Source organism: Mucilaginibacter sp. SG538B (assembly GCF_013376065.1).
Taxonomy (GTDB): domain Bacteria; phylum Bacteroidota; class Bacteroidia; order Sphingobacteriales; family Sphingobacteriaceae; genus Mucilaginibacter; species Mucilaginibacter rubeus.
Genome location: NZ_JABMJI010000001.1, coordinates 2,245,450 through 2,261,443 on the forward strand (window position 1 = coordinate 2,245,450; position 15,994 = coordinate 2,261,443).

Below are 15,994 nucleotides of genomic sequence, written 5' to 3' on the forward strand. Positions count from 1 at the left end.
AATTTAGGTTTACAGGCTATTTAATGGTTTGTACTATTTCCAGCAGCTTCAGGGTATCGTTATACAATTTGTCGTACTCCCGGTTTTCCAATACGCTTTTGCTGATGAGCTTGCTGCCCATGCCCACGGCGCATACCCCCGCTTTAAACCAGGTACTGATGCTGTCATGGTTCAAATCAACCCCACCTGTTGGTATGAACAACTGACCGGCAAACAAATCCCTGATTGAGGATACAAACTCCGGTCCCAGTATGTTGGCCGGGAATATTTTTATCAACGCAGCCTCATTTTGTTGAGCTGTATAGATTTCGGTTGGTGTCATACAACCAGGAATCCATAACAGGTTATGCTGCGCCGCCAGTTTGCCAACCTCGGGGTTAACAATTGGCGAAACGATAAAATCAGCCCCGGCAGCAATAAAAGCTTCAGCTTCCTGAACACTTTTGATAGTGCCGATACCTAATTCCAGGCCCGGCATATCGCCGTTTGCAAGGGCTTGTTTTAAAACCTTGAAGTTTTCGAGGGCGGCTGCACCGCGGTTGGTATACTCAAATACCCTAATGCCAGCTTTATAAAGCGTGCCGGTTATTTGCAGGCTCACCTCCGGGTCTTTATAAAAGAACAGCGGTAATGTACCCTGCTTTAATATCGCGTCAAGTACTATATCTTTTTTACTCATTGTTTCATTGTGTTATAAATTTGATCAACTGTTTTGGTGGTCGCATCGCCTTCAATAAATAGCTTCTCGAATGCGGCTGCCGTTGCAAAGTCCAGCAATTGCTGTGGATCTTGTTTGTTATAAAAGCCGTAAATAAGCCCGGCCATAAAGCAATCGCCGCTGCCAACTTTGTCAACCACGGTTTCGGTAGTATAGGTTGGGGAGTGATAAAAGCGGTTGCCAGTATAAAGCGAAGTATAATATTCAACGCCTTTGCCTGCATCAAAGCGGAAGGTATTGGCAACAGCCCGGCAGCGCGGATAAGCATCCATGATCCTTTCAGACGAGTAGAGCCCCTCTTTAAGGTAGATGCTCTGCTGACCCGATTCATGGATATCCGGTGTAACGGGAATGCCCAGCATGGTTTCCTCTGCCCAAACATTCCCCATAATGATATCAGCATATTGCACCAGCTTTGGCATAATCTCCGTTGGCTTTTTACCGTACTGCCATAATTTGGGGCGATAATTAAGATCGACAGATAAGGTGATATGTTTTTTGCTTGCTGCCTGTAAAACTTCTTCGCAAACATCGGCAGCCTGCTGGCTTAAGGCCGGGCATATCGCACTGAAATGAAACCAGCTCACCCCTTCCAGAACAGCATCCCAGTTAACCATGCCCGGTTTCAGATCGGCAAATGCCGAACCGGCACGGTCATATACAATGGCATTGTTCTTTACATCTTTACCACGGGTGAGATAATAAAGACCTATCCTGTTACCACTATGATGTATTGCTGATGTGTCGATGTTTTTGTTTTCCAGGTAACCGATAATCTGTTCGGATAAGGCATTATCAGGCAAAGCAGTAAAATATTTTATTGGCTGCTCCCAAAGGGCTAAAGCATTGGCTACGTTAAGCTCAGCACCGCCCATAAAAAATGGCAGCTTGTTTTTTGCAAGCCACTGCCCTTCGCCGTCCGGGCACATGCGTAATAATAATTCGCCGAACGACAGGATGCTCCCTTTTGTATTTTCGATATTGCTCATTTAAAAATTGAAATAGTTTTTGGCGTTAAAATAGCAAATATCGCTCACGATCTTTCCTGTCCATTCAATATCGTTTGGTAATTCGCCGTTTTCAATGTCATCACCCAACAAGTTACAAAGCAACCTGCGGAAATACTCATGCCTCGGGAACGACATAAAGCTCCTCGAATCGGTAAGCATCCCAACCAAACGGCTCAGCAGGCCCATGTTTGATAAAGCGTTTAATTGCTTAATCATGCCATCCTTTTGATCCAAAAACCACCAGGCCGATCCAAACTGCATTTTGCCGGCTACCGAACCGTCATTATAGTTGCCCACCATAGTAGCAAACAGCTCGTTATCGGCAGGGTTAAGGTTATAAATAATGGTTTTGGCTAACTGGTTGGTGGTATCCAACCTGTTCAGGAATTTGGATAATGCCCTGCCTTGTGCAAAATCGCCTATAGAATCCCAGCCGGTATCAGGCCCCAAATTGTTTAAAGCACGCGCATTGTTATTACGCAATGCACCAAGGTGGAATTGTTGTACCCAGCCTTTTTCATGATCCCAAATGGCAAAGTAATACAACATAGCCGATTTAAATTTCAGGATTTCCAAAGGCAACAACACTTCGCTGTTCCTTATTTTGGTAAAGATGGTAGCTATCTCTGCGTCAGTATAATCTTCGGAATAAATTTGCTCCAGTCCGTGATCTGATAATTTGCAGCCGTTTTCGGCGAAGTATTCGTGTCTTGCTTTTAAGGCCGAAAGATATTCATCAATGTTAGATATAGATACATTTGCCACTGATTCCAGTTGGTCAATGTATTTGTTGAGCCCGGCAATGTCATCGGCGTTCATAGCTTTATCGGGGCGGTAGGCTGGCAATACTTTCACACTGTACCCGTCCTGTTTCAGTTTCTGATGATGGCTAAGGTTATCCAACGGATCATCAGTAGTACCCACAACCTCTACGTTTTTACTTTTGAGGATATTACGGATGCTAAACTCCGGCGATTGTAGTTTTTCGTTGCACTGGGCATATATTTTTTGTGCCGATGCTGGTGAGAGCAACTCATTGATGCCAAAATATCGCTGCAATTCAAGGTGTGTCCAATGGTATAGCGGGTTTCTCAAAGTGTAAGGAACCGTAGCGGCCCATTGCATAAACTTTTCTTCGTCGGTTTTATTACCGGTGATATAGGCTTCATTAACACCATTTGCCCGCATAGCGCGCCATTTGTAATGATCGCCATAAAGCCAGATCTGCGTTATGTTTTTAAAATTGATATCGTCAGCAATCTGATCTGGCGGCAGGTGGCAATGATAATCAATAATAGGCTGATGGCTGGCGAACTCATGATATAAGCGCTGCGCCGTTTTTGTTTGAAGTAAAAAATCCTGATCTAAAAAATTCTTCATTGGTTATTAACAGATATATACCGGAGTTAGCGGTATAGTAGTTTATACTTGTAAGCGGCAAATTACACATCATACGGGCAAGTTGGAAGTAATAAGCCTAAACAATCCACGCAAACGTTTTCGTTAACGGGTAAAAACAACTACTATGAAGCAAAAAGGCGATGGGGTTATCACCTCATCGCCTTTTTATCTATTGGTAAAATTTCTGCTACCAGAAAATTGAGTACAATGCAACCACAATACCTGTTACAATTAAGGAGCCAGCTAAAAATCCTCTCGAAGTTTTAAACATTGAGCCATCAATTTCAAGGCCATTTGTTGTAACGCCCCTGGCCTGGTCAATTTTTGAAATAATGTACATACCAATAACACACAGAATAAATACAAAACCCATACGGTCAAGGAAAGGGATTTCATATAACTTCGTTACTTTATCATCCTGCAAGGCTAATTTTGAGAAGCCATACGGCGACAGGAAGCTCAGGTCAATAAACTTTGGACAAAGTTTAAAGAAACATGAGAAAATGAAACCGCCAATGGTTGCAAATAAAGCCGCATTTGAAGTAGCTTTTTTCCAGAAGAAACCAAGGATAAACATGGCAAAGATACCCGGAGATACGAAGCCTGTATATTCCTGGATATACTGGAAGCCCTGCTTACCTTCGCCCATCAATGCTTTACCGATAAGCTCAGATAACAGGATACCTAACAACAAGGCAACAAGTACCGATATTTTACCCAGGTTAACCAGTTTTTTATCGGTAGCTTCAGGATTGATTGCTTTTTTGTAAATATCCAACGTAAAGATGGTAGCGATACTGTTTGCTTTACCCGCTAACGACGCTACAATAGCAGCCGTTAACGCAGCGAATGAAAGGCCTTTTAAGCCGCTTGGCAATAAGTTTAACAGTGATGGATACGCTTTGTTAGGATCCAAAACTCCAGATGAACTCGCCATTTCCTGGTGGAACATCCCTTTTTGATATAAAAGGTAAGCCGCAATACCAGGCAGCACTACAATAACAGGCATCAGCAACTTAAGGAAAGCTGCAAACAGGATTCCACCACGGGCAGTTTTAAGGTTTGCGCCCAAAGCCCTTTGGGTAATATACTGGTTACAGCCCCAATAGTTAAGGTTAGTGATCCACATGCCGCCTATCAGAACAGATAAGCCGGGAAGATCCATGTAATTTGGATTATCCTTTTTGAAGATCATATGGAAGTGATCAGTAGCTTCACTATGCAGGATCTTGAAACCATTGAGTAAGCCTGTTGTATTTTCTTTTTCGCTTAACAAAGTAAGTGCAAGGTAAGATGCCATTAAACCACCCAATATCAATACCGCCACCTGGATAACGTCGGTATAGCCGATAACCTTCATACCGCCCAGTGTAATAACCGCCGAGAATATGGCCAGCAACCAGATACACAGGTGAATATCAAGACCTGAAATACCGCTGACAGCTAATGCACCAAGGTAAAGGATCGACATTAAGTTAACCACAATGTACAGCAACAGCCAAAAGATAGCCATGATCATGGCCACCGTTCCGTTATACCGCTGGTGCAGGAATTGTGGCATGGTAAAAATCTTATTTTTAAGATATACCGGGATAAAGAAGACCGCCACAATGATAAGGGTAATTGCAGCCATCCACTCGTAAGTAGATATGGCTAAGCCCATTTTAAACGCAGACCCACTTGTACCTATAAATTGTTCGGCAGAGATATTTGAGGCGATGAGCGATGCTCCGATAGCCCACCAGGTTAACGACCCTTCGGCCAAAAAATAGTCTTTTGAGGTGGCATCGGCGTTGTGTTTACGCTTATACACCCACCAGCCGTAACTGGCAACAATTATAAAGTAGATAAAGAAAACAGCATAATCGCCATTTGAAAGGGTTTTGAGGTTCATTGTTTTGGTTTGTCTTTGGGTTTAATATGTATGATTGACAATTATAAACTATATATATCGATTTATCAAATTTTCGATGTATTCTTGTTTACCACTTGTCACTTTAGGTTCGCCGTTAGCTATCGCATAGTTACGCAAATCTTCCAAAGAAACCTTACCCTCTTCAAAATCTTTCCCGGTGCCGGCATCAAATGAGGCATACCTGTCGGTACGTAATTTTTTATACTCTGATTTTTGTAAAATGTTGTCAGCAGCAACCAAAGCCCTTGCGAAGAGGTCCATACCACCAATGTGAGCATAGAACAAATCAGCCGGATCGGTTGAGTTACGGCGGATCTTGGCATCAAAATTAATACCACCACCCTGGAAACCGCCTGCCTCAAGAATAATCAGCATGCACTCGGTTACTTCATTAATATCGTTAGGGAACTGGTCGGTATCCCAGCCATTTTGCGTGTCACCGCGGTTTGCATCTATCGAACCTAATAAACCCGAATCGGCAGCAACCTGTAGTTCGTGCTGGAAAGTATGACCTGCTAAAGTAGCGTGGTTAACTTCAAGGTTCAGTTTAAAATCGTTGATCAGGTCGTATTTCTGTAAAAAACCTAATACGGTGGCCGCATCATAATCATACTGGTGTTTGGTTGGCTCGCATGGTTTTGGCTCAATAAAGAACGTGCCTTTAAAACCTTGCTTGCGGGCATAATCTTTAGCAGTATGTAAAAACTTAGCCAAATGCTCCTGTTCGCGTTTCATATTGGTATTCAGCAGGCTCATATAACCTTCACGGCCACCCCAGAAAACATAATTTTCGCCGCCTAATGCAATCGTCGCGTCAAGTGCCGCTTTTACCTGCGCACCGGCATGTGCTAACACATGAAAATCAGGGTTGGTTGATGCACCGTTCATATAACGTTTGTGGCTGAACAGGTTTGCAGTACCCCAAAGCAATTTTACACCGCTGGCAGCCTGTTTTTGTTTGGCATAATCAACCAAAGCCTGCAAACGGCGGTCGTTTTCAGCAACATCATTACCATAGTCAACCACATCAACGTCGTGGAAACAGTAGTAAGGCAGGTTCATTTTTGTCAAGAACTCAAACGCTGCATCCATTTTGTCTTTAGCTCGCTCAACAGCGTCAGCTTTTTCATCCCAAGGGAAAACGTGTGTAGCGCCGCCAAACGGATCGGCACCGTTACCGCAGAACGAATGCCAGTATGCACCTGCAAAGCGTAAATGATCCTTCATGGTTTTGCCTGCCACTACCCGATCTGCATCATACCAGCGAAACGCCAGCGGGTTGTCTGATTCAAGGCCTTCAAATTTGATCTGGCCTATTTCTTTGAAAAATTCTTTTTCGCCTGTTACTATCATGTTAATTATTGAATTAGTGAGTTATTGAATTAGTGATTTTTTTATTGGGCAATTGTTTAATTATTTATTTGGATACACGGGCAACACCTTTCGCCTTTAACCTTTTCCCTTTCACCTCAGTTTCGTTTCTAAAAGCGCTTTCCACTCCTGGTAAACGGGTTCAAATTGGTCTGTAGTAGGTTCAACCAGTTTAATGGCCTTGATATTACTGAATGCCTCAGCCGGTGATTTGAAGATGCCTGCGCCTATACCTGCGCCTAAGGCCGCACCTACACTGCCGTCGTTATTATAGAGCTCGACAGGAACGCCTGTAGCATTTACAAAAGTTTGGGTAAACAGATCGCTCAGGAAAAGGTTGCTTTTGCCCGCACGGATCACAGTAGGGTTCATACCATTGCCGCGCATAATGTCAAAGCCATAACGGAACGACGAGGCTATCCCCTCCTGCACAGCCCTGAAAATATGTGCGGGGGTGTGCAGGTTAAGGTCGATATTTTGAAAATGCGCACCAACCTGCTTATTATTTAACATACGCTCGGCACCATTGCCAAAAGGCAGTACCTGTAAGCCTTCGCTGCCCAAAGGTGCTTTTTCAGCTTCTGCGTTCATTTGGTTATAGGTATAGCCTGTACCGAAGGTGTTTTTTACCCAGCGATACAAACTGCCGGTTCCGTTAATGCAAAGCAGTACACCAAGCCTTTTCTGTTCGGTGGCATAATTAACGTGTGCGAAGGTGTTAATGCGCGATTGTTGATCATAAACCAATTGATCGTTTACTCCATATATAACGCCCGATGTGCCAGCAGTAGCAGCTACTTCGCCGGGATTTAGTACATTTAACGATAAGGCATTATTGGGCTGATCTCCTGATTTATAGGTAACCGGAATGCCTGCCTTTAAATTCAGTTTTTCGGCGACTGATGCCTGCAAACTTCCGTGCGATGAAAATACAGGATTAATAACCGGGAACAGGCTGGTATCAAAACCAAAGTAATTGATGATCTCTTTGGAGATGCCATTGGTTTTGAAATCGAAGAACACACCTTCAGACAATGCCGATACAGATGTGGTGATCTCGCCGGTAAGTTCCATGGCGATATAATCACCAGGCAGCATGATCTTATCAATTTTACTGTAGATCTCCGGTTCATTTTCCTTTACCCAGGCCAGTTTTGAGGCCGTAAAGTTTCCCGGCGAATTAAGCAGGTGCGATAAGCAATGCTCTTCGCCAATGGTGGCAAAAGCTTTATCGCCAATTTCAACAGCGCGGCTATCGCACCATATAATACTATCGCGTAAAACATTTTGATCTTTATCAACCAATACCAGGCCATGCATTTGGTATGCTATACCTATTGCTGCTATATCTTTTGTATTATAATTGCCTTTAGCATGACAGCGCTCCAATGCTTTTTGTGCCTGCTCCCACCACATTGAGGGAGATTGTTCGGCCCAGCCGGGATGCAATGCTTTGATTGGCGACTCCTGGTCAGGGTATTGTGCCGAAGCGATTGTTTTTTGCGTTGCGGCGTCAACAACACTTACTTTTACCGACGAAGTACCTATATCGATCCCTAATAACAGCATAGCCTATTCAGATTTTTGTATGATTTTTTGGTTGTATTTATTAATTGGTAACTTAACGCAACGAAAATAAAGAAATAAATAAAAATTGCAATCGATTGCGTAAAATATTTTTTCCAACTTGCACGCTATAATGAAGAAAGTTAAACGCACCACCATTTATGACATTGCCGCTAAGCTCGGCATAACCGCGTCTTCTGTATCAAGAGCGCTGAATAACAGCAGCCAGGTGAACGAAAAAACCAGGGAGCTGATCATCAAAACCGCCGATGAGCTCAATTATAAACGCAACACCCTTGCCTCCAACCTACGCAAAGGGCATTCAAAAACTATTGGCGTAGTGGTGCCGCGGATAAATCAGAACTTTTTCAGTAACGTGATAGCTGGCATTGAGGAAACAACTTATCAAAAAGGATATAACCTCATCATCTGCCAGTCGGGCGAAGTGCATGATAAAGAGATCCAGTGCGTTAATACGCTCATTAACCAGCATGTGGATTGTATTGTGATCTCGGTATCGGCCGATAGCTATGATTACCAGCACCTGCAAAATGTGCTTGACCATGGTATTCAGCTGATCCAGTTTGACCGTGTTGCTGAAGAACTGGAAACACTTAAAGTGATCAACGATAACGAACAGGCTTCATTTGAAGCGGTATCGCACCTGATAGAAAACGGCTATAAACGTATCGCTTTGCTTGAAGGTCCGCAAAATCTCAACATTTTTCGCCAGCGAAAAAACGGGTACCTAAGGGCATTAGAAACGCATAAGGTGAAAGTAATTGAGGAATTGGTGGTTGAAAATGCATGGACAAAGGAGCTTGGTGCCGAAGCTACCCGTAAGCTGCTTAACCTCCCCCACCCGCCGGATGCAATATTTGCCTCTACGTCTGATTTTTCGGCTTTAGGTGTTTTGGAGGTAGCCAATGTTATGAATATCAAAGTACCTTCTGAGTTGGGCATTTGCGGTTACTCTAATGAAGCTTTTACGGAGATTACCAGTCCATCGATAACCACTATAGACCAGTTTAGCGTTTATATGGGCAAAACCATTGGCAACCTGTTTTTCCAGGAGATTGCCAACGTCGAGGTTTCGGTTAAACCCAAGATCATCAGTATTAAGCCTGAGTTGATTATAAGGGGATCGACGAAAAAGAACAGCTCGGTCTAACCCCCTCTAACTTGGGCAAGCATAAAGTGGAGGCTACTTGTGCCGCGGCTTAGCAGCACAAATAGTTTTCGTTAATAGTCAACCCTCCATACTTGCGCCAGTAAAAGTCAGTAAAAAGCATCGTCGTTTCTCTCTCGCAATGAACTCTGTGTTTGTAAATTTTTACTAAATTATCCTCATTAATACAACACTCGTCCGATAAAAAACATATTTTAAATTCAATATCGATAAGGATTTAGTTACAGATTTGTTACATTAAGCTTTAATTTCAACCATTATTTAAGTATAACATGTATGGATGATTTTTTAGCTGCCAGATCTCAAATGGCCTTATCCTTAGGTTTTCATATCATATACTCCTGTATCGGTATGGTAATGCCGGTTTTCATGGCCATATCGCATTATAAATGGATCAAAACCCAGGACCCGGTTTATAAAAACATCACTGTAGCCTGGAGTAAAGGCGTAGCTATATTTTTTGCTACCGGCGCGGTATCCGGCACCATGCTCTCTTTTGAGCTCGGGTTGCTTTGGCCCGGCTTCATGAAACACGCCGGACCGATCTTCGGGATGCCGTTTTCGTTGGAAGGTGTCGCCTTTTTTATTGAAGCGATAGCGCTTGGCTTATTCCTTTATGGCTGGAACAAATTAAATAACTGGGTACATTGGACAGCTGGCGTTATTGTTGGAATAAGCGGCGTTGCATCAGGTATCTTGGTGGTGTCAGCCAATTCCTGGATGAATAGCCCTTCGGGCTTCGATTTTGTAAACGGGCAATATATTAATATCGATCCGGTAAAAGCCATGTTTAACAAGGCCTGGTTTTCCGAGTCATTACATATGATCATAGCCGCCTTTTCGGCAACAGGTTTTGCAGTGGCCGGGATCCATGCGCTCATGATCTACCGTAAAAAGAATATCGCTTTCCATACTAAGGCGTTTAAAATAGCTATCATCTTTGGGGCAGCCGCAGCTATTTTACAACCTTTCAGCGGCGACTTATCAGCCAAAAATGCAGCTAAACGCCAACCCGCAAAACTGGCTGCAATGGAAGCTTATTTTCACACCCAGGAATACGCACCGCTAGTTATCGGTGGTATTCCTGATACCGCTGCGAAAAAAGTGAATTACGGTTTAGAGATCCCCGGCCTGTTAAGCTTTTTAGTGCATGACAATTTTAAAACACAGGTAAACGGGTTGGATAAAATCCCTGTTAAAAACCAGCCGCCGGTGGCTGTTACTCATTACGCATTCCAGATTATGGTGGGTATAGGCGTTTTGATGATGCTGATAGGGGTCATTTATTTTTACGAACTCTGGAAAAAGAAGGACCTGCTCTCTAAACCATGGTTCCTGAAAACTTTTATCTGGGCGACACCACTTGGTTTTATAGCCCTTGAAGCCGGCTGGACGGTGACCGAGGTTGGCCGGCAGCCCTGGATCATACAAGGTGTTATGCGTACCAGCGAGGCAGTTACGCCAATGCCGGGTATCCAATATTCATTTTACCTGTTCAGCTTTATTTATTTTACGCTGAGTGTAGCTGTTATATTTTTATTAAAAAGGCAAATCCAGATGGTGCCTGAATTGTATGACCGTAAAACCGCTCAGTCATGATGCTATATATTGTAATCCTATTTCTTTTTGCGGCTATCACCCTCTACTTTTTATTGGGCGGAGCTGATTTCGGCGCCGGCATTATCGAACTTTTTACATCAACCGACAATAAACACCGCACGCGCAAGATCATGTACCAGGCTATCGGCCCTATTTGGGAGGCCAATCACATGTGGCTTATTATTACCGTGGTAGTGTTGTTTGTGGGCTTTCCGGTTATCTATAGCGAAATGTGCATCTACCTGCATATTCCGCTGCTGGTGATGTTGCTTGGCGTTATAGCCCGGGGCACCGCATTTTCGTTCCGTAACTATGATGCTATTAAGGACGAAAAAACACAGGCATTTTATACACACATATTCGTTTATTCAAGTTTTGTTACGCCGTTGTTCCTGGGCATCATTGCAGGCAGCGCCCTATCCGGGCAGATTGATCCTAAAGCCACTGATTTTCTGCACGCTTACATCTTTAGCTGGTTCAATTGGTTTTCGGTATCTGTTGGCTTTTTTACCGTGGCACTATGTGGCTTCCTTGCAGCTATTTATATAGTTGGTGAAACGGAAGATGTTGACGAAATTAAACGCTACATCCGCAAGGCGAAGATCATGAACATTGCTGCCGTAATATGCGGTGCATTGGTATTCCTGGCATCTCATTTTGAACATGTTCACCTCGCTAACTGGATTTTTGGCAATCCTGTAAGTTTAGTTGCAGTAATAGCTGCAACCATTTCATTGGCAGTACTTTATCTGATCATATCACATCGCCGTAACCGGCAATGGATTAGGGTACTTGCTGCTTTCCAGGTGTGTATGATCCTGATATCGGTTGGGTTTTCGCGTTTCCCGAGATTTGTTATTTTTAAGGACGGCAGCTCCATGTCTTTACTTACCGAACACGCCAACAGCAACAGTATTGATGACTTAGGGATTGGTTTATTGGTAGGTAGCTTATTTATATTGCCGGCGCTGGGGTATTTGTATTACGCGTTTAAGAAGAAAGACCGTTGATTTTTTGATTATGCTGATTTCGTTGATTCTGTATTGATCGATAGTTTGATATAACCATCCTTGTCTATCCTGTTGTCGATAGAGTTTTATTTTCAAATATTACATTTGTGTTGTGAAGAACTATTTAAAGATCCTGTCAATCGACGAATACTCCATTACGCCTAAGTACCTGCAACTCTCCAATGCTATTATCAGGGCCATTGAAAGCGGGCAGATTGTAAAGGATGATATGCTCCCTTCTATCAATGATCTCAGCTATGCACTGGATACTTCACGCAATACCATTGAGCGCGTTTATAAGGAACTGAAGGAAAAAGGCATAGTAAGCTCGGTTCCGGGAAAAGGCTTTTTTATTTCCAATACCGATTTTCAGAAGCCACTTAAGATCTTCCTGTTATTCAACAAACTCAGTACGCACAAGAAAATTATTTATGATGCCTTTGTTGCTACTATCGGCGAACAGGCTGCTATCGATTTTTATATCTATAACAACGATTTTTACTTTTTTAAAAAGATCGTTGCCGAGAGTATCCAGAGCGATTATGCCAAATACATCATTATCCCACATTTTTTAGATAATGAAACCAAGGCTCATGAAATCATCAACACCATCCCTAAAGACAAGCTGATTTTACTGGATAACCTTGTACCTGGTGTAAACGGTAAATTTGCAGCGATATATGAGAATTTTGCTACGGATGTCTATGAAGCACTGAAGAACATGTTGGATAACCTGAGTAAATACCATACGCTCAAGCTGATTTTCCCCGGTAAAACCTATCATTCTAAAGAGATCATGAAGGGTTTCCTGAATTTTTGCAGGCAGTATGCTTTTGAGTATGATATCGTTGAAACGCTATCGACAGAAACAATCCAAAAAAATACGGTATATATCAGTCTTACAGAGGATGACCTGGTTGAGCTCATTAAAAAAATCATCGCTTCCGATTTAAAAGTGGCTAAGGACGTTGGCGTGATATCCTATAACGAAACGGCGCTTAAAGAGATCATTCTTGACGGTATCACCACCATCTCAACCGATTTTAAATTAATGGGCAGCAAAACCGCCGAGTTTGCGTTGAATAACTGCCACGAGCATTTTGCAGTGCCGTTTACGGTGAGGTTGAGGAGTTCGTTGTAGCACCCTAACCTCCTAAAGGGGGAACGATAGTTTAAAAGTAACGATGAATCCGGACTTGCGAAGTTTTAAAACTTCGCAAGTCCGGATTCCGCAATTTGAAGCTATTTTTATTTTAAGTTCTTAACCTTAATACTTCTAAAAAACACCTCATTGCCATGATCTTGTAGCAATAAATGGCCCTCGGGAGCTTCGCCGAAGTTTTTCCAGATTTTGTACTTGCTGATGGCTACCAGGTCGCGAAAAGCTTTTGAACCACGGTCGTATTCCAGCACTTTAACGCCGTTCAGGTAGTGCTCAACATGGTTGTTTGGATATACTACCACACGACCAGTATTCCAGGCACCTATCGGGTGTATAAAACGTTCTTGTTTATTGGCTTTGATAAGGTCATACAACGAGGCTAATGTACGGTCGCCATCACGGCCAAGTTTGGCATCGGGGTGCAGTTTATCATCAAGTACCTGGTACTCCAGGCCAATAGCCGACCCTTTGGTAACTTCAGACAGGGTGACAAAATATTTGACACCGCTATTAGCACCCGGAGTAAGCTTAAACTCAAACGACAGGTCAAAAGCGCTATAATTATCATTGGTGACGATATCGCCGCCGCCAGATTCTTCCTGTCCGGCAGAGGGCAGCACATGCATAGTACCGTCAGCATATTCCCAGCCTTTATCCGGGAAACCTTTAAGGGTAGCACCGCGCCAGCCTGTATTGGTTTTGCCATCGTATAATAATTTCCATCCGTTTGCTTTTTCAGCAGCAGTTATGCTGTTTGGTGTAAGGTTAACAACATACACATCCTTTGGAAACCGGGTAGCTTTTAAATTAGTGGTTTTAATGTTTATGTTTTTGAAGTATACCTTTTTATTAGCCTGCTTTTCTTCGCTTACCGCATGCACCTGTAAAGCGATAAAGCCTTTGCTGTCGATAGTATCAACAACATCGCTTGCAGGGACGCCGTTTACCCATGTTTTCATCTCGTTGCCGATACATTCAATTTTAATGTGATTGTATTCGCCTACTTTAAATGCATCTTTGGCTTTAGGGTTCAGATCAAGCGGATAAAGCCAATCGCGACGGCCTTCGTCATAAATACCACCAGTCCATTTGCGTGAGGACGGGTCTATTTCAAATTGCCTGCCATAAACCTTCCCTTTGCCTTTATTACCCTCAGGGTCAAAATGGCTGCGGGTTTGCACGCCCGAATTGCTCAGTTCACTTTCGATTTTAGCATCAAGCTCTAATATAAAATTGCCGTATTCCTTTTCGGTAACTAAAAATGAATTGCCAGAGTTGAGCACAGTAGTGCCTACTATGGCCCCGTCTTCTACTTTATAATCGGCGTTGCCGGCAAGCTTTTTCCAGCCTTTAAGGGTTTTACCATCAAACAGTTTGGTTTGCGCGTTTACCGGACTGAATGCCGTTGACGCCAAAAGCATAATTGCAGGGTAGATTATTTTTTTCATATTTGATATTGTCTTGTTTGATTAAAATAAATCGTCATTGCGAACACGAAGCAACGACGTAATTAAGAAATTACACTTTCACTTCCCAACCCTTTTCATACTCCCTGCGCCAAAGCTTTTGAGCTTCGGGGTCATTTAAAATATGACCATTATTTGGATCGATATGCAATACACGATCGACGCGATATGAGATATTGCCTAATTGCGGCAACAGGGTTGATTTGAAACCGATCTCAATCGGGCAGTTCAGTTTATCTGTCCCTCTTACTGAATCGACAAAGTTTTTCATGTGGAAGCCATCCAGCGCCTCCGTTGGGCTTACCTTGTTGGTGCCATCAACCTTGGTATCATCTTTAACGTCTTTTACCAGTTTGTTATCACCGTCGTAAACCCGGTAGCTATTGCCGCTATCATAAAAAAGAGTTCCTTTATCTCCATAAAACACTACCCCCCTGCTTAACTTTTCGATATCGAAGCCGTTGCAACTACGGCATTCCCACTCTGCAGCGGTGTTATTGGGGAAATTGTAAAGGATGTTTTGCGTATCCGGCGTTTGCCAGTCGTCATTAAAATGGAAGCGGCCGCCTGTTGATACCACTTTGCTCGGGTAATCAACTCCGAGCCCCCAACGAATCACGTCCAGTTCATGCGTACCATTATTCAGGGCCTCGCCTGTGCCCCAGTTCCAAAACCAGTGCCAGTTATAATGGATCAGGTTATCCTGGTACGGCTTTCGTGGCGCCGGCCCCTGCCACAAATCATAATTTAAATTGGCAGGTACAGATGCCTGTTTGCCTTTACCAATACTTGCGCGATGATTGGTATACCAGCCCTTTGCATAGTAAGTACGACCGATCACCCCATCATGCAATTCCTTCACCATGGCCTGCACATTGGAGAATGAGCGGCGCTGGCTGCCCATTTGCACCAGTCGTTTATATTTATTTGCTGCTTCAACGGCCATCTCTCCCTCGTGCGGATTATGACTGCAAGGCTTTTCTACATACACATGTTTGCCGGCCTGGCAGGCCATAATGGTTGCGGGTGCGTGCCAGTGATCGGGCGGGGCAACCACTACTGCATCAAGATCCTTTATCTCCAGCATTTTGCGGATATCTGTTAATCCCTGCGGCTTTTTGCCTGTTTGCTTGTAGATGGCATCAATCGTTTTTGCAACTACGTTTGAGTCAACATCGCAGATATAACCTATCTCTACATTGGGTAACTTGGCAAAGCTTTGAGCAAGGTATAGTCCCCGGCTGTTAGTGCCCATCATTCCCAATACTACTTTTTCGTTGGGCGATCCTTTAAAAAATCCGGTAGCTTTTGATAGTTGCGGCGCAAGCAGGAAACTTGTACCAGCTACAGCAGTGGATTGAATAAACTTTCTACGATTGATCATATTCAAAACAGGTTAATTGGGTTGATAAGCGCGCCCCGGCGGACTGCGCCGCAAATTAGCTAAGTTTTGGAAAGGGCTAAAGCTATCCGGCCATTTTTTTATGGAGCAATTGTAATTTAACTGTTACTTAATTGACCTGAAAGCGAAGATCATAAATGTTATTTAAGCAGAAAGCCTAAGGCTGAAAGCGAAGTAGTCAACGT

12 protein-coding genes are annotated in these 15,994 nt (G+C 43.3%); 4 read left to right on the forward strand and 8 right to left on the reverse strand.

Going from position 1 to position 15,994, the window contains the following annotated elements; translation table 11 throughout:
- Positions 1-16: 16 nt before the first annotated feature.
- From FHW88_RS09025 to FHW88_RS09050, 6 genes are all read right to left on the reverse strand, one after another.
- Positions 17-679, reverse strand: a complete 663-nt coding sequence (locus FHW88_RS09025; protein ID WP_176624737.1) for a bifunctional 4-hydroxy-2-oxoglutarate aldolase/2-dehydro-3-deoxy-phosphogluconate aldolase — start codon at positions 677-679, stop codon at positions 17-19.
- Positions 676-1,707 (reverse strand): sugar kinase, encoded by a 1,032-nt coding sequence (locus FHW88_RS09030; RefSeq protein ID WP_176624739.1) that lies wholly within the window; start codon positions 1,705-1,707, stop codon positions 676-678. Before FHW88_RS09030 ends, FHW88_RS09025 begins: the two co-directional genes overlap by 4 nt.
- The gene (gene uxaC, locus FHW88_RS09035; protein WP_090525733.1) at positions 1,708-3,108 is read right to left on the reverse strand and encodes a glucuronate isomerase; all 1,401 of its coding nucleotides are present in this window, start codon (positions 3,106-3,108) and stop codon (positions 1,708-1,710) included.
- Positions 3,109-3,316: 208 nt separating this feature from the next.
- Positions 3,317-5,023 carry a sodium/sugar symporter gene (locus FHW88_RS09040; RefSeq protein WP_176624741.1) on the reverse strand — a complete coding sequence of 569 codons (1,707 nt, stop codon included), beginning with the start codon at positions 5,021-5,023 and terminating at the stop codon, positions 3,317-3,319.
- Between the two features lie 48 nt (positions 5,024-5,071).
- Positions 5,072-6,397: a xylose isomerase gene (xylA, locus tag FHW88_RS09045; protein ID WP_176624743.1), complete on the reverse strand. Its 1,326-nt coding sequence runs from the start codon at positions 6,395-6,397 to the stop codon at positions 5,072-5,074.
- A gap of 111 nt (positions 6,398-6,508) precedes the next feature.
- Positions 6,509-7,984 carry a xylulokinase gene (locus tag FHW88_RS09050; protein ID WP_176624745.1) on the reverse strand — a complete coding sequence of 492 codons (1,476 nt, stop codon included), beginning with the start codon at positions 7,982-7,984 and terminating at the stop codon, positions 6,509-6,511.
- A gap of 130 nt (positions 7,985-8,114) precedes the next feature.
- On the opposite strand from FHW88_RS09050, the gene FHW88_RS09055 reads away from it, so the two are divergent.
- The 4 genes from FHW88_RS09055 to FHW88_RS09070 all read left to right on the forward strand — a co-directional run bounded on the left by FHW88_RS09055 (position 8,115) and on the right by FHW88_RS09070 (position 12,920).
- Positions 8,115-9,152, forward strand: a complete 1,038-nt coding sequence (locus FHW88_RS09055; protein ID WP_176624747.1) for a LacI family DNA-binding transcriptional regulator — start codon at positions 8,115-8,117, stop codon at positions 9,150-9,152.
- A gap of 294 nt (positions 9,153-9,446) precedes the next feature.
- Positions 9,447-10,769 carry a cytochrome ubiquinol oxidase subunit I gene (locus FHW88_RS09060; protein ID WP_176624749.1) on the forward strand — a complete coding sequence of 441 codons (1,323 nt, stop codon included), beginning with the start codon at positions 9,447-9,449 and terminating at the stop codon, positions 10,767-10,769.
- Entirely contained in the window at positions 10,766-11,779 is a 1,014-nt protein-coding gene (locus FHW88_RS09065) for a cytochrome d ubiquinol oxidase subunit II (protein WP_317171345.1), read from the forward strand. The genes FHW88_RS09060 and FHW88_RS09065 overlap by 4 nt, the downstream gene beginning before the upstream one ends.
- A 112-nt stretch (positions 11,780-11,891) precedes the next feature.
- Positions 11,892-12,920 (forward strand): GntR family transcriptional regulator, encoded by a 1,029-nt coding sequence (locus FHW88_RS09070; RefSeq protein ID WP_176624751.1) that lies wholly within the window; start codon positions 11,892-11,894, stop codon positions 12,918-12,920.
- A 107-nt stretch (positions 12,921-13,027) separates the two neighbouring features.
- On the opposite strand, the gene FHW88_RS09075 is transcribed toward FHW88_RS09070, so the two are convergent.
- On the reverse strand, positions 13,028-14,389 hold the full coding sequence (locus FHW88_RS09075) for a DUF1080 domain-containing protein (RefSeq protein ID WP_176624753.1): 1,362 nt from the start codon (positions 14,387-14,389) through the stop codon (positions 13,028-13,030).
- Positions 14,390-14,459: 70 nt separating this feature from the next.
- The gene (locus FHW88_RS09080) at positions 14,460-15,791 is read right to left on the reverse strand and encodes a Gfo/Idh/MocA family protein (RefSeq protein ID WP_176624756.1); all 1,332 of its coding nucleotides are present in this window, start codon (positions 15,789-15,791) and stop codon (positions 14,460-14,462) included.
- Positions 15,792-15,994 lie beyond the last annotated feature (203 nt).

Excerpts from the sequence above, each read along its gene's own strand:
- FHW88_RS09025 (WP_176624737.1), bottom strand. The coding sequence starts at position 679 with ATGAGTAAAAAAGATATAGTACTTGACGCGATATTAAAGCAGGGTACA.
- FHW88_RS09030 (WP_176624739.1), bottom strand. The coding sequence starts at position 1,707 with ATGAGCAATATCGAAAATACAAAAGGGAGCATCCTGTCGTTCGGCGAA.
- uxaC (WP_090525733.1), bottom strand. The coding sequence starts at position 3,108 with ATGAAGAATTTTTTAGATCAGGATTTTTTACTTCAAACAAAAACGGCG.
- FHW88_RS09040 (WP_176624741.1), bottom strand. The coding sequence starts at position 5,023 with ATGAACCTCAAAACCCTTTCAAATGGCGATTATGCTGTTTTCTTTATC.
- xylA (WP_176624743.1), bottom strand. The coding sequence starts at position 6,397 with ATGATAGTAACAGGCGAAAAAGAATTTTTCAAAGAAATAGGCCAGATC.
- FHW88_RS09050 (WP_176624745.1), bottom strand. The coding sequence starts at position 7,984 with ATGCTGTTATTAGGGATCGATATAGGTACTTCGTCGGTAAAAGTAAGT.
- FHW88_RS09055 (WP_176624747.1), top strand. The coding sequence starts at position 8,115 with ATGAAGAAAGTTAAACGCACCACCATTTATGACATTGCCGCTAAGCTC.
- FHW88_RS09060 (WP_176624749.1), top strand. The coding sequence starts at position 9,447 with ATGGATGATTTTTTAGCTGCCAGATCTCAAATGGCCTTATCCTTAGGT.
- FHW88_RS09065 (WP_317171345.1), top strand. The coding sequence starts at position 10,766 with ATGATGCTATATATTGTAATCCTATTTCTTTTTGCGGCTATCACCCTC.
- FHW88_RS09075 (WP_176624753.1), bottom strand. The coding sequence starts at position 14,389 with ATGAAAAAAATAATCTACCCTGCAATTATGCTTTTGGCGTCAACGGCA.
- FHW88_RS09080 (WP_176624756.1), bottom strand. The coding sequence starts at position 15,791 with ATGATCAATCGTAGAAAGTTTATTCAATCCACTGCTGTAGCTGGTACA.